The sequence below is a fragment of the Xaviernesmea rhizosphaerae genome, from assembly GCF_001938945.1.
Taxonomy (GTDB): Bacteria; Pseudomonadota; Alphaproteobacteria; order Rhizobiales; family Rhizobiaceae; genus Xaviernesmea; species Xaviernesmea rhizosphaerae.
The window spans coordinates 116051-138198 of record NZ_MKIO01000030.1 but is presented as its reverse complement, the minus strand read 5'-3'; the positions used below and the strand labels follow the sequence as shown (position 1 = coordinate 138198).

The window sequence follows — 22148 nt, the reverse complement described above, 5'->3', positions numbered from 1 at the left end:
TCGAAATGGCGAGGGCGCCGCCCGTCAGGCGACGCCGCAGAGACGGCTTATTGGCCGGTGATGACCTTGGTCCAGATGCGGGTGGCCAGGCGCTGGGTCTTCGCATCCCAGGCCGTGACGGTGTAGAGCTTGGCGAAAAGCTCGGCATCCGGATAGACCGCCGGATCCTCCAGAACCTCCTTGCTCATCACCGCCTGCGAAGCCTTGTTGGCATTGGCGTAGAAGACATATTCGGAGGCCTTGGCCGCCACGTCGGGGCGCATCATGTAGTTGAGGAAGATATGGGCTTCCTCGACATGCGGCGCATCCTTGGGGATGACCATGGAATCGATCCAGACCTGCGCGCCCTGGCTGGGGATCGAATAATCCACCTCCACGCCGGCATTGGCTTCCGCGGCGCGGTTGCGCGCCTGCAGCATATCGCCGGAATAGCCCATGGCGATGCAGATATCGCCGTTGGCCAGCGCGCTGATATATTCGGAGGAGTGGAACTTGCGGATATTCGGCCGGGTGGCGGTCAAGAGGGCCTCGACCTTGGCGAGGTCGTCGGGGCTCTTGCTCTCGGGCGACAGGCCGAGATAGTGCAGCGCCGCGCCCATCACGTCGCGCGGGCTGTCGAACACATAGATGCCGCAATCCTTGAACTTCGCGGCCACGGCCGGATCGAAGATCACCTCCAGGCCGGGACGCTTGCCCTCGCCCAGGATCTCGTTGACCTTCTTGACATTGTAGCCGATGCCATCGGTGCCCCACATGTAGGGGACGGCATATTTGTTGCCCGGATCATACTGCGCCGCGCGCTTCATGATCTCGTCCCACATATTGGAAAGGTTCGGCAGCTTGGCCTTGTCGAGCGGCTGGTAGACGCCGGCGGCGATCTGGCGGGCCATGAAATCGGCCGTGGGCACGACGATGTCGTAGCCGGAACCGCCCGTCAGCATCTTGTTCTCGAGGATTTCGTTGGAATCATAGACGTCATAGACGGTCTTGATCCCCGTTTCCTTGGTGAAGGCTTCCAGGATCGCCGGATCGATATAGTCGGACCAGTTGTAGATATTGACCACGCGCTCCTGCGCCTGGGCAAGGCCGGCCGAGGCGGCGGCCAGGAGAGTGGCAAGAAGGGCGGCTTTCACGGACATGGCGCTTTCCTGGCATCGCGTTGAACGGCGGGCGGATGGGGCGAAAGTTAGGCAGGTTTCCGGATAAGCTCAAGGGCCTTGCGCGCCGCAAACGGTCTTTCCGCACTGCGGCGCACGCTTTTCCACTTTTGCGCGGGAAGTCTTTCAAACGTCACTCGAAATCGAAACTGCTCAGGCCGCTGACGCGCTCGTCCAGGCCGAGTGGCCGGATGACAGGCGCCTCCGCACGCGCCAGGCAGCCCTGCCGCTCGCACAGACGGCAGGCCGGCCCCGCATCGACCTTCAGCAGCGCCCCGGCTCCGTAAACGGTTTCGCCAGCGCCACCCTCCTCGCAGCCGAGCAGCAAGGCCGTGCGGCGCAGCTGTTCGCCAAAGCCGGCCTGCGGTCCTTCCACCGTGCGCGACAGCGTCAGATAGCGGCCGCCGCCGGCCACGTCCACAATCTCCGCGAGCAGCGTGCCCGGCTGGGCGAAGGCGCGGTGCAGGCCGAGCTTCGGACAGTGGCCACCGAAACGCTGGCGGGGAAAGCCTTCGGCGCCACGCGCCTGCAGCCGGTTGCCGGCCTGATCGACCTCCAGGAGAAAGAATCCGGGCGCGGCAAGGCCGGGCCGCTTCAAGGTGGTCATCCGCTCGGCGCATTGCTGGAACGAGGCGCGGAAGCGGGTGCGCACCATGTCCAGATCGTAGCGCGCCCGCTGGCAGGCAGCATGAAAAGCGGAGAGCGGCATGATCAGCGCGCGGGCGGCATAGCGCGTCAGCACGCGCCGGGCGATGCGCCGGGCCTCGGGGCCTTCCAGCGGCAGGCGGGCGAGCACGCCGCCGATCGCTTCCGAAAGCGCAAGCCCGGCCACCTCCGCCGCCACCTCCTCCAGCTGATCCTCCGCCGTCAGGCGCTCGGACAGGAACAGGCGCAGCGAGTGCCGGTCGTAGCGGCGGCGGTGGGCGGGCATGACATGAACCGGCAGGCTGCGCACGGCAACGCCCTGCTCGCGCCGCAGCCAGTCCTTCAGGGCCGATGCCAGCTCGTCGCCGGAATCGAGCGTGGCGTGGAAGGCCTCGGCGGCCGTATCGAGTTCGGGAAAGACATTGGGTCGGCTCTCGAAGAGATCCCGCACGGCATCCACCGGCAGCCGCGTCTCGATGGCGCCGGCCAGCGCCCCGCCCTCGGCCGAGAGCAGGGCGGATAGGTCGCGCAGGCGTTCGGCCTGTTCGCGATAGGCGCGATAGAGCCGGATGATGCCGGCCGTGGCATTGGGCGCGGCCTCGGCGATCTCGACCAGCTCCTGGTCGCCCGGCAGCTCGCCCGCCAGAAGCGGATCAGCGAAGACAGCCTTCAGCTCCGCCACGCTGCCGCCCGCCTCGCCGCGCAGGCCCTCCAGATCGACCTTGTAGACAGAGGCAAGCTTCAAGAGCAGCTGCACCGTCAAGGGCCGCTGATTGCGCTCGATCAGGTTGAGATAGGAGGGCGAAATGCCCAGCCCCTCGGCCATGGCCGTCTGCGTCAGGCCCAGCCCGTTGCGGATGCGCCGCACACGCGGACCGGCAAAGAGTTTGGCCTCGCTCATCATCAATCCTCCGTCGAAAGCTTTACAGCACCCCTGACAGCTAAGCTTTACAATATTTACATTCTTACAAGCGGCCATTGTCAAGAGAATGACAGACTAACTCTTTTCAAAGCCTCAATCTTTTCTTTCCCATTTGCACAAGGGCCGTCCCGCTGTAACTCTTTCGACAGAGACGAGCGACGCTTCAGGGCGAAAATCAACCCGGAGCCGCCGTCGAGACTTCAGGAGGAAGAGGATCATGACAGATTTTTACACGCTGGTTCCCGGTGCGCCCGCAGGCCGGTTCGACGGGATCGACCGTCCCTATGGCCCCGAGGATGTGCGCCGTCTGCGCGGATCGGTCGAGATCCGCCACACGCTCGCAGAAATGGGTGCCAAGCGGCTGTGGCAGCTGATCAACACTGAGGATTTCGTCAATGCGCTCGGCGCGCTCTCGGGCAACCAGGCCATGCAGATGGTCCGCGCCGGCCTGAAGGCGATCTATCTCTCCGGCTGGCAGGTCGCCGCCGATGCCAATACGGCCTCGGCCATGTATCCCGACCAGTCGCTCTATCCGGCCAATGCCGCGCCGGAGCTCGCGCGCCGGATCAACCGCACGCTGCAGCGCGCCGACCAGATCGAGACGCAGGAGGGCAAGGGGCTTTCGGTCGACACCTGGTTCGCGCCGATCGTCGCCGATGCCGAAGCCGGCTTCGGCGGGCCGCTCAATGCCTTCGAGATCATGAAGGCCTTTATCGAGGCGGGCGCGGCCGGCGTCCATTTCGAGGACCAGCTGGCCTCGGAGAAGAAGTGCGGCCATCTCGGCGGCAAGGTCCTGATCCCCACCGCCGCCCATATCCGCAACCTCACCGCCGCGCGGCTGGCCGCCGACGTCATGGGCGTGCCGACGCTGGTTGTTGCCCGCACCGATGCGGAAGCGGCCAAGCTCCTGACCTCGGACATCGACGAACGCGATCAGCCTTTCGTCGATTACGAGGCCGGCCGCACGGTCGAAGGCTTCTACCGCATCCGCAACGGGCTGGAGCCCTGCATTGCCCGCGCGGTCGCCTATGCGCCCTATTGCGACATGATCTGGTGCGAGACCTCCAAGCCGGATCTGGAGCAGGCCCGCCGCTTTGCCGAAGGGGTGCACAAGGTGCATCCGGGCAAGAAGCTCGCCTATAATTGCTCGCCCTCGTTCAACTGGAAGAAGAACCTGGACGACGCGACCATCGCCAAGTTCCAGCGCGAGCTCGGCGCCATGGGCTACAAGTTCCAGTTCATCACGCTGGCGGGCTTCCACCAGCTGAACTTCGGCATGTACGAGCTGGCGCGCGGCTACAAGGAACGGCAGATGGCCGCCTATTCGGAGCTGCAGGAGGCGGAATTCGCGGCGGAAGTCCGCGGCTACACCGCCACCAAGCATCAGCGCGAGGTCGGCACCGGCTATTTCGATGCCGTGTCCATGGCGATCACCGGCGGCCAGTCCTCCACCACCGCCATGCATGAATCCACCGAGCACGACCAGTTCCGCCCCGCGGCGGAGTGAGCCGCTGCCGACGATCCCTGCCCCGCCGTCTCCGGTCCGCCCGACAAGGGAGACTTTGCTCAGTGATGAGCGAGAGGGGTCTGCGCCATCCCCGATCTGTCCCCGGGGATGGCGCCCCAACCATCCCCATCAAGAACCCCGAAGTTTCAAAAAAGAGGAGAAATGCCATGAACGTCCAGACCCGGGTCAAGGAACGCGCCGAGGAACAGGCTTCCGCGATGAGCAACGACCAGCAGTCGGCCATCCGCGCGCTGGCCAATGATCTGCACCGGCTCAACCATTCCGTCATGCGCGCGGTCGAGGCCGGCGTCTCGGTCGAGCTCGTCCGCTCCGCCCGCCACCATGGTGGCGACGGCCAATGGGGCGACCTGATGATCCCCGTCATCCTGACGCGGGCGAGCTGAGACGATCGCGCAGGCGCCGGGGCAGGAAGCCCCCAGCTTTTCCTGCGCCTCCAGCAGACGCCGCTTTTCGCCGGGCCGGCCATCCCCAGGGATCGGGCCGGCCTTTCCCTGTTCAACCGGAATTCAGCCCTGCGGAACAACAGCCGGGGCCATGCGGGGATGGTGGCCGGCCAGATGGTCGCGGTGGCGGTCGAGCACGGCGCCCATGCGCCGGGCGACGAGCCGGATCGCGCGGCGGTGGCGATCCTCGCTGTTGGTGACGATCCATTGCTGGTGCGTCAAGGACGCGACGAGGTCGCCCACCCGCTCGAGCCCGTCCTCGGCATCGCCGACGATGCAGGGCAGAAGCGCCTGGCCGGCCCCGGCCCGCACGAGATCGAGCAGCGCATGCGGACGATTGACAGTGGCGACGATCGCCTCCGGCGCCATGTCATGGGGATAGCGCAGATAGGGAGAATTGGCCGTCTGCGCATCCACCGCGATCCAGCGCTGGCCGCCCCACTCCGCCTTGCGCCGGCGATAGGCGGCATAGGCCACGCGGCCGGCCGGGCGGGCGATCAGATAGCCCTCTTCCGGCTCCACCGCGCGGATGCCGATATCGCTCTGGCGATAGTTGAGACTGGCGCGCACCTCGCCGATGGTCATTTCGACACGGATGTTCTCCCCCGGGAGAACCAGATCGCCGATGTGGTTGCTGAGGAGGCGGGCGATCCAGGTGCCCAGCGTGATGCGCACTACCGCTTTGCCCTCACCCTCCGTCTTCCAGCCCTCGACCTTGCGGGCGACGGCCTCCATCGCCTGCAGTTCCTCCATCAGCTCCTGCCCGTGTTGCGTCAGGCGATAGCCGGTCTGGCTGCGGGTGAACAAGGCACGGCCCAGCCGCTCCTCCAGCTTCAGCATCCGCCGGCCGAGCGTCGGCGCGCTGATGCCGAGTGCAGCCGCCGCGCCACTCAGCCCGCCATTCTTCGCCACCAGCAGGAAGCAGCGATAATGATCCCAGTCGATGTCTTTCATAGATGAAAAACAAGCTGCCGAATTGGGTCTACGTCAACCGCAAAATGAAAAATAGGATCGTCTCATTCCCGGTTTCTCACGAACGGAGACGAACGATGATGGACATGTTCCTGATCAGCAAGATCATCGATACCGAGACCCAGACCCTGCGCGAGAGATCGCTTCGTGGGCCATCGGAGATGGAGATCATCGCGGGAAGGATTGCGCAGGCGCGCAGGCGCGCCCGCCTGTCCCGCCGGCTGATGCTGTGGCTGCGGCAGTTGCTTCGCCGCCGGCGCCGGCAAAGGATGGCGGCGGATCAGCTTGCGGCGTCGGCCAGCGGCCGGCGCCCCCATCATCGGGAGGGATGCATCGCGCAGCAGGTGGCGACCGTCAGGCCGCCAGGCGCGTGCGGGCGGCCGTGCCATCCGCATTGAGGCGGAACTGCTCCACCAGCATCATCAGCGTGTCCGCCTGTTCGGCGAGCCGTCGGCTGGCCTGCGTCGTCTGTTCCACCATCGAGGCGTTCTGCTGGGTCATCTGGTCCATGTGGTTGACGGAGCCGTTGACCTCGTTGAGCGCGGCGGCTTGGTCGCGGCTGGCGGTGGCGATCGATTCCACATGGTGGTTGACCGAGACGATCTGCTGGCTGATGCCGGAGAGCACCGCGCCGGTCTTGTGCACCAGCTGCGCGCCCACGCCGACTTCGGCGGTGGATTTGCCGATCAGCGCCTTGATTTCCTGCGCGGCACTTGCCGAACGCTGCGCCAGTTCGCGCACTTCCTGGGCGACCACGGCGAAGCCCTTGCCCGCCTCGCCGGCCCGCGCGGCCTCGATGCCCGCATTCAGCGCCAGAAGATTGGTCTGGAAGGCGATCTCATCGATCACCTCGATGATCTGCTGGATCTGGTTGGAGGCATCCTCGATGCGGCCCATGGCGGCGATCGCATCGGCGACCACGGCGGCCGAGCTGTCGGCGCTTCGGCGCGTCTCGTCCACGGCCACATGCGCTTCCTGGGCACGGGCGGCGGACGAGCGCACGGTCACGGTGATCTCGTCGACAGCGGCGGCGGTCTGTTCGAGCGAGGCGGCCTGGGCCTCGGTGCGCTTGGACAGAGCATCGGCCGAGCCATGCATCTCGTTGCCACTCTTCTGGATCGCCATTGCATTGGCCCGGATCTGCACCAGCGTATCCTGCAGCCGCAGCAGCGAGCCGTTGAAATCCACGCGCAGCTGTTCGAGGCGACCCTGGAAGGGCGTGGCGATGGTTTCGGTCAGATCGCCCTGTGCCAGGCGGCCCAGCCCCTGCGCCAGCGCGCCGACGGCAAAGTCGATCTGCCGGTCGATCTCGGTCTTCTCGGCATCGTTGCGGGCGCGCTCGGCTTCGGCCTCGGCGCTGCGGGCGCGGGCCTCCGCCTCCATGCGCGTCTTGGCGAGCGCATTGTCCTTGAAGACCACGAGCGCGCGCGCCATGTCGCCGATCTCGTCACGACGGCCCTCGCCCTCGATCCCGACGGACAGATCGCCCTCGGACAGGCGCCGCATGGAGCCGGTGATCCGGCCGATCGGTCCCTTCAGCGTCATCACCAGCGCCGCACCGGCCAGGAGCGCCAGGGCGACACCGGCGGCAATCACGATCAGCGAGACGAGCTGCGCCCAGACGCGCTCCGTCTCGGCCGCCATCTTCTGGCTGTCGGCAAAGCGTGCCAGCTTGGTCCAGATCCCGTCGATCTCACCGGCGGCGGCGGTGAACTGTGCCATGCGCTTGTCGGTAATCGTCACTAGGGCAAGGCTGTCGGATTCCATCCTGTCGAGGATCGGCTTGATCGAGCCGGACAGATCGCGGAAGAAATCCAGGTCGCCGGCGCTGCTGGCCAGCCCCTGAATATCGCCTGAGACCACCTTGAATTCCCGCAGCAGGCGCTCGCGGCCGGACTGGTCCGGCTTTTCGAGAAAGCCGGCGGCGGCGATGCGGATCGAATAGACCGAGCTGACGAGCTTGCGCGTCTGGTTGAGCACCGAGCTCGCCTTGACGAGCGGCGCATCGAGCTTGCCGAAGGTGACGGTAGCATCGCGCATTTTCACATTGGCGGCCGTCAGGAACTGCGCGCCGCTCTGGCGGAAACGACCGATCAGCCGCGACATCGCATCGGCGGTTTCGGGGCTCGTGTCCTTGCGCTCCATCAGCGCGTTGATTTCACCGAGCGTCGATTTGAAGGTTTCGGCCACGGCCTTCTGGGCCGCCGGAAGGGCGGAGGCGATCTTGCGCTGAACCTTGGTCAGATCGCCGTAGCGGGCTTCAACCACCGCCAGCTTGTCCTGCGGCGTGGCGGCGCGCGCATAGGCGCTCATCACGTCGCTCAGAAGATCGGCGGCGGAGGTCAGCCGGTCGGCTTCGCGCAGGAGGCTCTTGGCGGCCTCCTCGTTCTGCCGCACCGAGCGCTCCATCTTGGTCGCCTCTTCCAGAATCTTCACCTGAACGCCGAGCAGATTGCCGAGCGATGCGGTCATGGAGCGGTGGAGTTCGGTCTCGTTCTCATAAAGCGTCCAGAGATCGCCGATGCTGCCGGCAATCTTGCCGCTGTCATCGATCGCGGCCTGCAGGCCGGCGCGACCCGCCTCCTCCTCCACCGTCGTCATGGTTTGCTTCAGCACGGCCTGCTGGGTGGCCAGCGTGCCGGACAGCGCATCGCGGGCGGAAGCCGAGGGCTCGCGCAGGAAATGGCTCATGCCGCCATAGACATCCTTGAAGCCGCTCAGCGACTGCAGGATGCTGTTGGAGGTTTCCATCCGCGCCTGCAGAAGGCTGGTGGCGTATAGACCGGTTGCGCCGACGACGGTGATGCCGACGACGAACGGCGCGACCAACAGAGTGACCTTGGTCTGGATCTTGAACCGTGCCAGAACCTTGTCGATCAACATGATACGTGTCCCCATCCCTGATCGACCCCAGGCATTCAACATCGCGCAGACTGCGCGGACAGGATCGATGAAAAAGCGTGGCAGAGGGGCAAGCGGTCCCGCTATGGCGCCCCGCGCCATGCCTGAAACCGGATCCTCTGCCATGACCCGAAGGCTAGCAGAGCGTTCGTTAAAGGTTTCATAAAAGGAATCTTACGTTGCAGGCGGCTAGGGTCTTCACCCCTAAGGAGGGCCAGAAACGGCCACACGAACCGGGGATGCGGCGATGATCATCAGAGGTCGCGCTGCGGATCGACCGCGCCGGACAGGCCTCGCCCGCCGGCAATGCTGCGCGCCATACGGCCCTGCCCTGCAAGGCCATTGCCCCATTTGGCAAAGCACGGTCGAGGCTCACCATCAGGCCGTGCCAAGCGTCTTTATGTGGGGCCTGTCAGGGCTGGTAGGCACCTTCCGGTCCAGGGCGATCATTCACAGGGAAATGCCTGTTGCTGCCGATCGCGCTCTTGACGGAGGGGGAACCGGCGCCCTATTGCGCCTGTCACCAAAGTTTTGAAATTCTCGCATAATACCTGTCTCGCGAAGAGGATTGATCCGCCTCATGCGAAACGCCCGCGAGGGCACAGCCGGAGATGTTCGGCTCGAGATGATCGGGCTGAAAGCGACCCGCTTAGATCAGCGCGAAAGCGTGGGCGAGAGCGGCCAGACCGGTGGCGGCGGCGAGCGTGAGAGAAACTGCCAGGATCAGCGTCTGCCGTCCGGCATCTTCGCTCTTGGCGATCGCGATGGCACGGGCGGTTGAACGACGGCGATTGGGGTGCATGGGCATATCCTTTCGTTCAAAACCTGAAGATAGACCTGTTCGTGCTGCTTCGCCAGATCAAACATGTCGCATCCGCGAAGAACGTCCACTCGTGCCGATCACGATTGTCTCAAGGGCGAATCACGGGCGGCGTTCTCTCAGCGTCACGCAAGAAATTTAAGATGACGTGTATGGCGTTTCAAAGCCAATAGCGAAATTTCAGGCTGCCTGGCCTGCGGAGAAGCCGGATGCCCAGGCCCATTGAAAATTATAGCCCCCCAGCCATCCCGTGACATCGACACATTCGCCGACGAAATAGAGGCCGGGCACGGCCTGCGCTTCCATCGTGCGCGAATTCAGCGCCCTCGTATCGACGCCGCCAAGCGTCACCTCGGCGGTGCGATAGCCCTCCGAACCCGCGGGCTTTAGCGAGAAACCCTGCAGGACGCGCGCCACGGCCGCGAAAGCCGCATCCCCGTAATCGGCCAGCATCGCCTCCTCCGCGCGGCCGGCGGCGGCGGCGAGCGCGGGGGAGAGCATCTGCGCCAGCCGCTTGGGCAGAAGCTCGGCCAGAACGGTGCGCAACTGCTGGCGGCCGGCCTGCCGCCGCGCGGCCTTGAGATGGGCCATCAGATCGGTGTCCGGCAGGAGATCGAGCGTGATGGCCTCGCCCTCGCGCCAGTAGGAGGAAACCTGGAGGATCGCCGGGCCGCTGAGCCCGCGATGGGTGAAGAGCATCGCCTCGCGGAAGGCGGGGCGCTTGTCCTTCTTCCTGCCGGTGTCGCCCTTCTCTCCCGCCTCGGACAGCTCGCCCTGCGCCAGCGCGCGCACGGGCAGCGCCACGCCGACGAGATCGGAAAAGCCGGCCAGCTGCTGCGGATCGAGCGTCAGCGGCACCAGGCCCGGCCGGGTCTCGAGGACTGGCAGGCCGAAGCTTTCCGCCAGCCGGTAGCCGAAGCCGGTGGCGCCCATCTTCGGGATCGACTTGCCGCCGGTGGCGACGATCAGCGCCGTGGCCGTCACACGCCCATCGCTGCACTCGACGGCAAAGCCGCCCTCCTCGCGGCGCGTGACCGTCTCGATCGTCCGGCCGAGGCGCAGATCCACCCCGGCCTCGGCCATGCCATCGGTCAGGAGCGAGACGATCTGGCGGGCGCTGCCGTCGCAAAACAGCTGGCCGAGCGTCTTCTCGTGCCAGGCAATGCCGCGCGCCTCGACCAGGGCGAGGAAATCACGCGGCGTGTAGCGGGCAAGCGCCGACTTGGCGAAATGCGGATTGGCGGAGAGGAAGGCTGCGGGCGCCGTGTGCAGATTGGTGAAATTGCAGCGCCCGCCCCCGGAAATGCGGATCTTCTCGCCCGGCGCACGCGCATGGTCGAGAACGACGACGCGGCGGCCGCGCTGGCCGGCCGTCATCGCCGCCATCATCCCCGCCGCGCCCGCGCCGATAACCGCCACGTCGAAATGATCGCGCACGCTCTTCATCGCTCCGTTCCCGTTTCGCGCCCGCTCTGGCAGATCCGCCAAAGAGGAGCAAGGCCGCATGACGCTGCTCTTTTCACAGCCGCGATCACAAGGGCCATAGCCAAAGACGCCGCACCGGTTATGATCGGCGATCCGAAACGGCCTCTTGAGGACTTTATGCCACTGACATCCCCCGACGACAAAACGAAGGACCCGGAGAAGGATCACGACATTCCGATCGCGCTTCAATCCGCCCGTGGCGTCAGGACCTGGAAGGAGGCGGCAGACTGGCTGAAGATCCGCGGCGTCGAGGACATCGAATGCATCACGCCCGATATTGCCGGCGTGCCGCGCGGCAAGATGATGCCGAGCTCGAAATTCACTTCCAACACCTCGCTGGCCCTGCCCTCCGCGCTTTATCGCCACACGATCTCGGGCGAATATCCCGATGAGACCGGCGATTTCCGCTATGATTCGCGCGACAGCGACATCAAGCTGGTGCCGGATCTGTCCACTCTGTCCATCGTTCCCTGGGAGAGCGACCCGACGGCGCAGGTGATCTGCGACATTGCGGGCTCCAAGGGCGAGGACGTGCCCTATACGCCGCGCAACGTGTTGAAGAACGTGCTGGCGCTCTATCGCCAGCGCGGCTGGAAGCCGGTGGTGGCCCCGGAAATCGAATTCTATCTCGTCGCCCAGAATGACGACCCCGACTATCCGCTGCGCCCGCCCAAGGGCCGCTCGGGCCGGTCGATCAATGGCGGCCAAGCCTATTCCATCGCCGGGGTGAACGAGTTCGACGAGCTGATCGACGACATCTATCACTTCTCGGAAAAGCAGGGCCTGGAGATCGACACGCTGATCCACGAGGAGGGGCCCGCCCAGCTCGAGATCAACATCCGCCATGGCGATCCGATCGAGCTGGCCGACCAGGTCTTCCTGTTCAAGCGCACGATCCGCGAGGCGGCGCTCAAGCACGGGATCTTCGCCACCTTCATGGCCAAGCCGATGCAGGGCCAGCCGGGCTCGGCCATGCACATCCACCAGTCGGTGGTGGAGATCAACACCGGGCGCAACCTGTTTTCCAATCCGGACGGATCGGCCTCGAAGGAGTTCTTCCACTTCATTGGCGGCATGCAGCATTACATGCCCAAGGCGCTGTCGATGATCGCGCCCTATGTCAACTCCTATCGACGGTTGACGCCGGATATGTCGGCGCCGGTCAACAATGCCTGGGGCTATGACAACCGCACCACGGCCTTCCGCGTGCCGGTGTCGGAGCCCTCGGCCCGGCGGGTGGAGAACCGGCTGCCGAGTTCCGACGCCAACCCCTATCTCGCGCTCGCCGCCTCGCTCGGCTGCGGCTATCTCGGCATGGTCAGGCAGCTGGAGCCGACCGCGCCATCCGACGACACGGTCAACGACAAGACCATCGACCTGCCGCGCGGCCTGCTCGAAGCCATTTCGGCGCTGGAATCGGAGCCGGACCTGGCGGAGGTGTTCTCGGCCGAGTTCATCGCCATCTATTGCGGCATCAAACGCGGCGAGTTCGAGACCTTCATGCAGGTGATCAGCCCGTGGGAGCGCGAGTTCCTGCTCCTCAACGTGTGAGGGCGGCGATGGCGTGGCAGTCCCCGATCTCGCCCGGAATCTCGCTCTATGAGGAAACGGCAGGGCCACGCCCCGCCTATCCGCCGCTTTCGGGAAGCCGCAGCGCCGATGTGGCCATCATCGGCGGCGGCTTCACCGGGCTCAATGCCGCCCTGCATCTGGCCTCCCAGGGGGTGGCCACGGTGCTGATCGACGGCTGTCGCTTCGGCGACGGCGCCTCGGGGCGCAATGGCGGCCAGCTCGGCACCGGCCAGCGCAACGAGGTGGACGAGCTGGAAAAGCTGCTCGGCTATGAGCGCTCCAAGGCGCTGTTCGACATGGCCGAGCATGCCAAGAAGGCGCTCCTGGATTTCGCCCGCGACCAGGCGCTCGACATCGACTACCGGCCCGGCCACCTTTCGGTGACGCACAAGGCGGCCTATGAGCGCGACTACCGGCATTTCGTCGAGACGCTCGCCAACCGCTACGACTATCCGCATGTGCGCTATCTCGACCGCGAGGCGACAGAGGCGAAGCTCGGCTCGCGCCATTATGTGCTGGGCGTGGAAGACAGCGGAACGGGCCACATCCAGCCGATGAAGCTGGTGATCGGCCTTGCACGCGCCGCCGCTGCCGCCGGTGCCGCCCTGCACGAGCAGACGCGTGCCACCCGCCTGCAGCGCAAGGGCACGAAGCTGGAGGTGGAAACCTCCCACGGCACGATCCGTGCCGACCGGGTGCTGATCGCCTGCAACGCCCATATCGAGGCGCTGGAGCCGGTGACGGCAAACCATGTCATGCCGATCCGCTCCTTCATCGGCGCCACCGAGCCGCTCGCGCGCTTTCCCGAGATCCTGCCCGAAGGTCATTCGGTGGCCGACAGCCGATTCGTGGTGCGCTACTTCCGCAAGAGCCCCGACGGGCGGCTGCTGTTCGGCGGGCGCGAGGCCTATACCGCCGACAGCCCGGCGGATCTGGCCGGCCCGATCCGCGGCCAGATCGCCGAGGTCTATCCGCAGCTGAAGAATGTGGCGATCACCCATGCCTGGGGCGGATCCGTGGGCATCACCCTGCCGCGCCGGCCCTTCGTGCGTGAGGTCATGCCCGGCGTCACCTCGATCGGCGGCTATTCCGGCCATGGGGTCATGCTCGCCAATTATTGTGGCCGCCTTTATGCACAATCCGTGCTGGGCGGCTCGCATGAGCTCGATCTTTTAAAGGATCTTCCTGTACCACCCTTTCCCGGCGGCCGGCACTTTCGCTCCGTGCTTTTGTTCGTCGCATTGAGCTGGTATGCCCTACGCGACAGGCTCTGAGGCGCAGCAATTTCTGCCGGGAGTACTTTTTTGGCCTGACCATACTAGCGCATTTAAATCGATTAGATTATACGCTGTCCAGGGAAGCGAGACCAAAACGTGATGAGCAGTCAGATCATTCCAGTAGAACCCTTCGACTACGTCGTTTTCGGCGGCACCGGCGACCTGGCGGAGCGCAAGCTCCTGCCTGCGCTCTACCACCGCCAGCTCGACGGCCAGTTGAGCCACCCGACCCGGATCATCGGCGCCTCGCGCAGCGTGCTGACGCACGAGGAATACCGCACCTTCGCGGTCAACGCGCTGAAGGAGCACCTCAAGCCCGGCGAATATGAGGAGGACCAGGTCAAGATCTTCACCGATCGCCTGTTCTACATCTCCGTCGATGCGCGCTCCGACGCGGGCTGGGACAAGCTCAAGCAATTGCTCGACGATGGCGGCAAGGACCGGATCCGCGCCTTCTATCTCGCCGTGGCGCCGGCGATCTTCGGCGATATTTCCGAACGCATCCGCGACAACAAGCTGATCACCAAGCAGACGCGTATTGTCGTGGAAAAGCCGATCGGCAAAAGCCTGGCCTCCGCGCTCGAGCTGAACGACACGATCGGCAAGGTCTTCCGCGAAGAGCAGATCTTCCGCATCGACCACTATCTCGGCAAGGAGACGGTGCAGAACCTGATGGCGCTGCGCTTCGCCAATGCGCTCTACGAGCCCCTGTGGAACGCCTCGCATATCGACCATGTGCAGATCACAGTGGCCGAATCGGTCGGGCTGGAAAGCCGTGCCGGCTATTACGACACCGCCGGCGCGCTGCGTGACATGGTGCAGAACCACATCCTGCAGTTGCTCTGCCTCGTTGCCATGGAAGTGCCCACCAATATGAGCGCGGAAGCGGTGCGCGACGAAAAGCTGAAGGTGCTGCATGCGCTGAAGCCGATCACGCCGGCCAATGTCGAGCGGATGACCGTGCGCGGCCAGTATCGCGCCGGCGCCTCGGCCGGCGGCCCGGTCAAGGGCTATCTGGAAGAGCTGGAAAGCGGCCAGTCCGACACCGAGACCTTCGTCGCCATCAAGGCCGAGATCGGCAACTGGCGCTGGGCCGGCGTGCCCTTCTATATCCGCACGGGCAAGCGCATGGCCTCGCGCATGTCGGAAATCGTCATCACCTTCAAGCCGATCCCGCATTCGATCTTCGATGAAAGCGCGGGCCGGATCGAGGCCAACCAGCTGATCATCCGCCTGCAGCCGAACGAAGGCGTCAAGCAGTCGCTGATGATCAAGGATCCGGGCCCGGGCGGCATGCGCCTGCGCAACGTCTCGCTGGACATGACCTTCTCCGAGGCCTTCAACGTGCGCAGCGCCGATGCCTATGAGCGCCTGCTGCTCGATGTGGTGCGCAACAATCAGACGCTGTTCATGCGCCGCGACGAAGTCGAGGCCGCATGGCGCTGGGTCGATCCGATCCTCAAGGCCTGGGAAATCGTCGGGCAGAAGCCGCAGGGCTACACCGCCGGCACCTGGGGCCCGAGCCAGGCCATCGCGCTCATCGAGCGCGACGGCCGCACCTGGCACGAGAACTGAGCCGGACGCGGCGGACGGCCGGAAACGGCTAGCCGCCCGCCGCTCCCACAAAGAGACGTGCCGCAGACAGTCGGCGCATCCTTGCGGGCTGACAGGGACGAACGAAGACGGCCGATGCGGATGCCGAACCGGCGCTATCCGGCCTTGCAAGCGGTGGAGACAGGGCTGATGCCGACGACATTCAATGCTTTCGCTTCCGGAGCGGAGCTGGCCGGAGCCCTGGCCGAGCGGGTTGCCGCTGCCTTGCGTGACGGCATCGCCGCGCGCGGGGCCGCAAGCCTCGCCGTCTCGGGCGGATCGACGCCCAAGGCCTTCTTCGCCGCGCTGTCGGGCCATGCACTGGACTGGCAGAAGGTGACGGTGACGCTGGTCGACGAACGCTTCGTGCCGCCGGACAGCGACCGCTCGAACCACCGGCTGGTGGCCGAGAACCTGCTGCAGAACGAAGCTGCGCGCGCCCATTTCGTGCCGCTCTATCACCCGGCCGAAAATGTCGAGATCGCCGCTGCCGAAGCCAGCATCGAGACGGCGGCAATCGCCGCGCCCTTCGACGTGGCCATTCTCGGCATGGGCGGCGACGGTCACACCGCCTCCTTCTTCCCTGGCGGCTCGCGGCTTTCGGAAGCGCTGGCGGCCGACACGCCGCGCGGCGTCATCACCATGACGGCAGAGGGCGCCGGCGAGCCGCGCCTGACCTTTACCTTCTCCGCCCTCAACGATGCGCGCCTTTTGGTGCTGCACATCGAGGGCGAGGCCAAGAAAACGGTCCTGGCCGCGGCGCAAGCCGAAGGCGAGGAAACCGAGATGCCGATCCGCGCCGTTCTGCGCCGGGCGATAAGCCCTGTCGAGATCTACTGGGCGCCCTGACCAGATCAGGCCGAAACCCGAGGCGCACAGATATCGGCCGGGCACCGCCCCGAGCGGCCGGGAAACCGGCCGTGGGTCGGCCCGTGGCCGACACTGCAGACCCTGTCTTTCTGCGGCAACCGTCCGCTTCTTGCGGCGCGGCGCTGCTGACGTTCCTCTAAGACCCGCAGGAGCCCCTTGTGACCGGGCTCCGGAAAAGGAGTGCCATGTCCGTCGATTCCCGCATCGCCGCCATCACCCAGAGACTGATCGAGCGGTCGAAACCCACCCGTGAAGCCTATCTCGAGCGCGTGCGCAACGCTGCCGCCAAGAGCGTGCACCGCTCGGTGCTCGGCTGCGGCAATCTGGCCCATGGCTTCGCCGTCTGTTCCCCCGCCGAGAAACAGGCGCTGGCCGGTGACACCGTGCCCAACCTCGGCATCATCACCTCCTATAACGACATGCTCTCAGCGCATCAGCCGTTCGAGACCTTCCCGGCCATCATCCGCGAGGCCGCGCGCGAGGCGGGCGGCGTGGCGCAGGTTGCCGGCGGCGTGCCGGCCATGTGCGATGGCGTGACGCAGGGCCAGCCCGGCATGGAACTGTCGCTGTTCTCGCGCGATCTGATCGCCATGGCCGCCGGCATCGGCCTGTCGCACAACATGTTCGACAGCACCGTCTATCTCGGCGTCTGCGATAAGATCGTTCCCGGCCTGATGATCGCCGCCATGACCTTCGGCCATCTGCCGGCGGTCTTCATTCCGGCCGGACCGATGACCACCGGCTTGCCGAACGACGAGAAGGCGCGCGTGCGCCAGCTCTTCGCCGAGGGCAAGGTTGGGCGCGACGAGCTGCTGGAAGCGGAGTCCAAATCCTATCACGGCCCCGGCACCTGCACCTTCTACGGCACGGCCAATTCCAACCAGATGCTGATGGAGATCATGGGCTTCCACCTGCCCGGCGCCTCCTTCATCAATCCGGGCACGCCGCTGCGCGAGGCGCTGACGCGCGAGGCGACCAAGCGGGCACTGGCGATTACCGCCCAGGGCAATGAGTTCACGCCGGCCGGCGAGATGATCGACGAGCGCTCGATCGTCAACGGCGTCATCGGCCTGCATGCCACCGGTGGGTCGACCAACCACACCATGCATCTGGTGGCCATGGCGCGCGCCGGCGGCATCCAGCTGACCTGGGCCGACATTGCCGAGCTGTCCGACATCATCCCCCTGCTCGCCCGCGTCTATCCGAACGGGCTGGCGGATGTGAACCATTTCCACGCCGCCGGCGGCATGGGCTTCCTCATCAGCCAGCTCCTCAAGCAGGGCCTGCTGCATGACGATGTGCGCACCGTCTTCGGCCACGGTCTGGCCTCCTATGCCATCGACGTGCGGCTGGGCGAGAACGGGTCGGTCCAGCGCCTGCCGGCGCCCGAGGTGAGCGGCGATCCCAAGGTGCTCGCCACCATCGACCAGCCCTTCCAGGCCAGCGGCGGCCTGCGCATGCTCTCGGGCAATCTGGGCAAGGCCGTCATCAAGATCTCGGCGGTCAAGCCCGAGCGCCACATCATCGAGGCGCCGGCCAAGATCTTCCACGATCAGAGCGAGCTGCAGGCCGCCTTCAAGGAAGGCACGCTGACCGGCAATTTCATCGCCGTCGTCCGCTTCCAGGGCCCCAAGGCCAATGGCATGCCCGAGCTGCACAAGCTCACCACCGTGCTCGGCATCCTGCAGGATCGCGGCCAGATGGTGGCGCTGATCACCGACGGGCGCATGTCCGGCGCCTCGGGCAAGGTGCCCTCGGCGATCCACATGACGCCGGAAGCCGTCGAAGGCGGGCCGATCGCAAAGATCCAGGAAGGCGACATCATCCGCCTGGACGCCGTGGCTGGCACCATCGACGTGGTCGGCAATGCGGAGGATTTCGCTGCCCGCACGCCCGTCATCGCCGATCTCTCGGCCAATGAGTTCGGCATGGGCCGCGAGCTTTTCGCGCCCTTCCGCGCCGCCACCGGCCCGGCCGATCACGGCGCCAGCGTGTTTTTCCACTAGGGCATCGGACCGAAAAGTGGGAACCGGTTTTCGGAAAAATCCGATGCAAAAACAAAAAATTAGAGCATCAGACTGCGTGCGATTTTCAGTCTGATGCTCTAGGGCATCGGGCTGCGCCTGATCTTCAGGCGAGCTCTCTCCGCCAGTCAGCCGGTCCAGTCGTCGGCTGGGCTCCACAGAAATCACCCTCTGCCCGGCCGTCCCTTCCTCAAGAAGGGGCGGCTTTTTCGTTGTTGCCGACGACCGCCGGCGGGTACAGACGACGTCTGATTGCGTTCTCCTGTAAAAATACAGCTGGCGCCCGCCAGTGATGCGCCACGCAAAACCGGCGCAAAACATGTGTCAGCTTGGGCTTAACGACAAACGCGGCGGAAATTCTTACCTATCCTTAAAATTTGCCGTCTAACCTCTTCAGAGTTTCCTTAGGATGACAATGACAATAAGAGGCGGACGAACGACGTGCGCAGCAGCGACCAACCGACCTATCTGAGCCGAGAAGAGTCCTTCATGTATGACCGGGAAGTCGCCTTCCCGATGGAAGACACGATGAATGAGGCGCGGATCGAATATACCGAGAAGGGCATCGTTCATCTCAGCTCCCGTCGCTGCCAGGTCATCCGCCTGTCGAAGAGCGGCGCGGTGCTCTCCATGCCGACGCAGTTCAAGCTGCCGCAGAATTTCTATCTCGAATTCGTCAGCGCCAATGTGCCCATGGTCGGCTGCCTGACCAAGCGCGTGCATGCCGACAACAAGGTCGAGGCGCGCTTCCTGCGCCTGCTGACGGATCGCGACATCAACCGCATCTTCGTCTATTCCACCCATCCCAACCATCGCGGCCGGGTGCTCGACATCTATCGCTGACGCCGCCCTTCCGGCTGAAAACAGAAAAAGGCGCCGGAGCCTTCGCTCCAGCGCCTTTTTTCCGTCCGGGAAAAGCCGGCTTACAGGCGGCGATAGCTGACGCCGTTGGGATCGAACAGATGCATCTTGGCCGGGTCGGCGGCAAAGCGCAGCTCGGTGCCGCGCTCGACCGGCGCATGGCCGGGCGCCTTGGCGATCAGCGGCTCGCCGCCGGCCGGATCGTCGAGATAGATTAGCGTCACTTCGCCGAGCGCTTCGGTAATCGAGACCTTGCCGGCCAGCACATGATCGGCACCGGTGGCGATGGTCAGGTCCTCGGGGCGAATGCCGAAGCTCGCGGTCTTGCCCTTTTCCGTCGGTGCCGTGGCGATCGGCAGGGTCTGGCGCAGGCCACCGGGCAGCTCCACCGTGGTGCGCTCGCCCGTCTCGAGGATCTTTGCCGGCAGGATGTTCATGGCCGGCGAGCCGATGAAGCGGGCGACGAAGAGATTGGCCGGACGGTCATAGAGCTCGAGCGGCGCGCCGACCTGCTCGATATGGCCGGCGGACAGCACGACGATCCGGTCGGCCAGCGTCATGGCCTCGACCTGGTCATGGGTGACATAGATCATCGTGGTGTCGGCCAGCGTCTCGTGCAGCTTGGCGATCTCGATGCGGGTCGCCACGCGCAGTGCAGCGTCGAGGTTCGACAGGGGCTCGTCGAACAGGAAGACCTTGGGATTGCGGCAAATGGCGCGGCCGATCGCCACGCGCTGGCGCTGGCCGCCCGAAAGCGCCTTGGGCAGGCGGTCGAGATATTTGGTCAGCTGCAGGATTTCCGCGGCCGCGCGCACCCGGCGGTCGATCTCCTCCTTGCTCTCCTTCGCGATCCGCATGCCGAAGGCCATGTTGTCGTAAACGGTCATATGCGGATAGAGCGCATAGGACTGGAACACCATGGCGATGCCGCGCTTGGACGGCGGCACGTCGTTGACGCGCTCGCCCTCGATAAACATGTCGCCGCTGCTGATCTCCTCAAGCCCGGCGATCATGCGCAGCAGCGTGGACTTGCCGCAGCCGGACGGACCGACGAAAACGACGAACTCGCCCTTGTCGATCGACAGGTCGATGCCCTTGATGATGTCGACCGCGCCATAGGACTTGCGGATATCTTTCAGTTCCAAACCGGCCATCGCTGGGACCCCTCGTTCATTTGGTCGTTTCTGTCGGTGCGGCGCGGCCTGATGGCCGCACCCCTCCCCCTGTTCTTCCTGGTAGCGCATCGGAGCGAAAGGCGGTGCCCCAGTTCGCTCCGATGTTCGCTCCGATGCAAATGCACACTTAAAGCACGCGTGCGAAGAAGGCGCCCCAAGCCGGCAGCGTGATGCGCGTCTCGCCGAGATGCGAATCGAAGCCGTGGCCGAGCGCCGCCTCGATGCGCTCCGCCGGGCGCTCCACCGTCACCGGCTCGCCGCTCATGTTGAACAGGCAGAGCATTTCCTCGCTGCCATGCTGGCGCATGAAGCCCAGCACCGGCGCTGCATAAGGCCTGAAGTGGATCTCGCCCTTGGCCAGGCAGGCATGCTGTTTGCGGAAGGCCAGGAAGCGGCGGTAGTGGTGCAGCACCGAGCGCATGTCATGCTCCTGCACCGAGACGGCGCGGGCGAGATGCTCGGCCGGAACGGGAAGCCACGGCTTACCTTCGGAGAAACCACCGGCCGGCTTTTCGCTGTCCCAGATCATCGGCGTGCGGCAACCGTCGCGGCCCTTGAAGTCCGGCCAGAACTGGATGCCATAGGGATCCTGCAGATCCTCGAAGGCGATGTCGGCTTCCGTCAGCGCCAGTTCCTCGCCCTGGTAGATGCAGACCGAGCCGCGCAGCGACATCAGAAGCGCCGAGAGCATCTTGGCATGCGCCTCGTGATCCTGGATGCCCTCGCCCCAGCGCGAGATGTGGCGCACCACATCATGGTTGGAGAAGGCCCAGCAGGCCCAGCCCTCGGGCGCGGCGCGCTCGAAATCATGCAGCACCTCGGCCACGCGCGCGGGCGTCAGCGGATCGGGCGCCAGGAACTCGAAGGCGTAGCACATATGCACCTTGTCGCCGCCGGAGGTGTATTCCCCGGCGATTTCCAGGCCGCGCTGGCTGTCGCCCACCTCGCCCACGGCGGCGATCGCCGGGAACTCGTCCATGACGCCGCGGAAGCGGCGCAGGAAGGCGAGGTTCTCCGGACGGTTCTTGTCGTAGAGATGTTCCTGATAATTATAGGGGTTCACGGCCGGCGCGGTGTTGGCGTTGCGCCGCTCCGGGGCCAGCGCCGGATTGTCGCGCAGCTCCTTGTCGTGGAAGTAGAAATTGATCGTATCCAGGCGGAAGCCGTCGACGCCGCGCTCCAGCCAGAAGCGCTCGACATCGAGCAGCGCGTTCTGCACCTCTTCATTGTGCAGGTTCAGGTCCGGCTGCGAGGTGAGGAAGTTGTGCATGTAATATTGCAGCCGGGTCGGATCCCAGGCCCAGGCGGAGCCGCCGAAGATCGACAGCCAGTTGTTGGGCGGCGTGCCATCCGGCTTGGAGTCGGCCCAGACATACCAGTCGGCCTTGGCGTTAAAGCGGCTGGAGCGGCTTTCCACGAACCAGGGATGCTGGTCGGAGGTGTGCGACAGCACCAGATCGATCATCACCCGGATGCCCAGACGATGGGCCTCGGCGATCATCTCGTCGAAATCGGCCAAGAGGCCGAAGATCGGATCGACGCCCTTGTAGTTGGAGACGTCGTAGCCGAAATCCTTCATCGGCGAGGTGAAGAAGGGCGAGATCCAGATAGCATCGACGCCCAGCCCGGCAATATAGGGCAGACGGGCGGTGATGCCCTTGAGATCGCCGATGCCGTCGCCGTTGGAGTCCTGATAGGAGCGCGGATAGATCTGGTAGATCACGGCGCCGCGCCACCAGTCCCGATCGACCGCCGGCAGGGTGGATGTGACGTTCTGGCTGGTCATGGATGCACTTGTATCCCTGTCGCCGACGGCCGCGGGCGGCCCTATGCCGCCCTCTTCGGGCACCGCCGGTCATAACGAAAGCATAGAGAGGGCCGAACGCGGCGCTTCGCAAGGTGC

General features: G+C 65.2%; 17 protein-coding genes. 9 read left to right on the top strand and 8 right to left on the bottom strand.

The genetic code is table 11. The features are described 5' to 3' along the window. Positions 1–47 precede the first annotated feature (47 nt). Positions 48–1139 (bottom strand): polyamine ABC transporter substrate-binding protein, encoded by a 1092-nt coding sequence (locus BJF92_RS12975; RefSeq protein ID WP_075635167.1) that lies wholly within the window; start codon positions 1137–1139, stop codon positions 48–50. A 151-nt stretch (positions 1140–1290) separates the two neighbouring features. After that, positions 1291–2703: a helix-turn-helix domain-containing protein gene (locus tag BJF92_RS12970; RefSeq protein WP_075635166.1), complete on the bottom strand. Its 1413-nt coding sequence runs from the start codon at positions 2701–2703 to the stop codon at positions 1291–1293. Positions 2704–2941: 238 nt separating this feature from the next. Here BJF92_RS12970 and aceA point away from each other — a divergent pair, with 238 nt between their 5' ends. Next, positions 2942–4231, top strand: a complete 1290-nt coding sequence (gene aceA, locus BJF92_RS12965) for an isocitrate lyase (protein WP_075635165.1) — start codon at positions 2942–2944, stop codon at positions 4229–4231. A 167-nt stretch (positions 4232–4398) separates the two neighbouring features. Further along, positions 4399–4635 (top strand): SMc00767 family acetate metabolism repressor, encoded by a 237-nt coding sequence (locus tag BJF92_RS12960; protein ID WP_075635164.1) that lies wholly within the window; start codon positions 4399–4401, stop codon positions 4633–4635. 123 nt (positions 4636–4758) lie between these two features. On the opposite strand, the gene BJF92_RS12955 is transcribed toward BJF92_RS12960, so the two are convergent. Continuing rightward, positions 4759–5649 (bottom strand): LysR family transcriptional regulator, encoded by an 891-nt coding sequence (locus BJF92_RS12955; protein ID WP_075635163.1) that lies wholly within the window; start codon positions 5647–5649, stop codon positions 4759–4761. Between the two features lie 95 nt (positions 5650–5744). Here BJF92_RS12955 and BJF92_RS12950 point away from each other — a divergent pair, with 95 nt between their 5' ends. Further along, a complete protein-coding gene (locus tag BJF92_RS12950) occupies positions 5745–6065 on the top strand; it encodes a hypothetical protein (RefSeq protein ID WP_143524019.1) in 321 nt (106 codons plus the stop codon). Here the strand turns inward: BJF92_RS12950 and BJF92_RS12945 are convergent. The 3 genes from BJF92_RS12945 to BJF92_RS12940 form a co-directional block, all read right to left on the bottom strand. Next, positions 6022–8550, bottom strand: a complete 2529-nt coding sequence (locus BJF92_RS12945; RefSeq protein WP_075635161.1) for a methyl-accepting chemotaxis protein — start codon at positions 8548–8550, stop codon at positions 6022–6024. The two genes, BJF92_RS12950 and BJF92_RS12945, sit on opposite strands and share 44 nt — an antisense overlap. 667 nt (positions 8551–9217) lie before the next feature. Continuing rightward, positions 9218–9370 carry a hypothetical protein gene (locus BJF92_RS25575; protein WP_158032225.1) on the bottom strand — a complete coding sequence of 51 codons (153 nt, stop codon included), beginning with the start codon at positions 9368–9370 and terminating at the stop codon, positions 9218–9220. A 198-nt stretch (positions 9371–9568) separates the two neighbouring features. Then, on the bottom strand, positions 9569–10834 hold the full coding sequence (locus BJF92_RS12940) for a BaiN/RdsA family NAD(P)/FAD-dependent oxidoreductase (RefSeq protein ID WP_075635160.1): 1266 nt from the start codon (positions 10832–10834) through the stop codon (positions 9569–9571). A 156-nt stretch (positions 10835–10990) separates the two neighbouring features. Between BJF92_RS12940 and BJF92_RS12935 the strand changes: the two genes are divergently transcribed. The 6 genes from BJF92_RS12935 to BJF92_RS12910 all read left to right on the top strand — a co-directional run bounded on the left by BJF92_RS12935 (position 10991) and on the right by BJF92_RS12910 (position 19052). Further along, positions 10991–12424 carry a glutamine synthetase family protein gene (locus BJF92_RS12935; RefSeq protein ID WP_075635234.1) on the top strand — a complete coding sequence of 478 codons (1434 nt, stop codon included), beginning with the start codon at positions 10991–10993 and terminating at the stop codon, positions 12422–12424. Between the two features lie 8 nt (positions 12425–12432). Continuing rightward, positions 12433–13719, top strand: a complete 1287-nt coding sequence (locus tag BJF92_RS12930; protein WP_075635159.1) for an NAD(P)/FAD-dependent oxidoreductase — start codon at positions 12433–12435, stop codon at positions 13717–13719. Positions 13720–13821: 102 nt separating this feature from the next. Beyond that, entirely contained in the window at positions 13822–15297 is a 1476-nt protein-coding gene (gene zwf / locus BJF92_RS12925) for a glucose-6-phosphate dehydrogenase (protein WP_075635158.1), read from the top strand. Between the two features lie 168 nt (positions 15298–15465). Beyond that, positions 15466–16164, top strand: coding sequence for a 6-phosphogluconolactonase (gene pgl, locus BJF92_RS12920; RefSeq protein ID WP_075635233.1), 699 nt, complete (start codon positions 15466–15468; stop codon positions 16162–16164). Between the two features lie 206 nt (positions 16165–16370). Continuing rightward, on the top strand, positions 16371–18191 hold the full coding sequence (gene edd / locus BJF92_RS12915; protein WP_075635157.1) for a phosphogluconate dehydratase: 1821 nt from the start codon (positions 16371–16373) through the stop codon (positions 18189–18191). Positions 18192–18698: 507 nt separating this feature from the next. Further along, positions 18699–19052, top strand: coding sequence for a hypothetical protein (locus BJF92_RS12910; RefSeq protein ID WP_075635156.1), 354 nt, complete (start codon positions 18699–18701; stop codon positions 19050–19052). A gap of 80 nt (positions 19053–19132) precedes the next feature. Here the strand turns inward: BJF92_RS12910 and BJF92_RS12905 are convergent, their stop codons facing one another. Together BJF92_RS12905 and bglA are read right to left on the bottom strand one after the other, a co-directional pair. Continuing rightward, complete coding sequence (locus BJF92_RS12905) at positions 19133–20224, bottom strand: ABC transporter ATP-binding protein (protein WP_075635155.1); 1092 nt, start codon at positions 20222–20224, stop codon at positions 19133–19135. A gap of 148 nt (positions 20225–20372) precedes the next feature. Next, positions 20373–22031, bottom strand: coding sequence for a beta-galactosidase BglA (bglA, locus tag BJF92_RS12900; protein ID WP_075635154.1), 1659 nt, complete (start codon positions 22029–22031; stop codon positions 20373–20375). Positions 22032–22148: the final 117 nt, after the last annotated feature.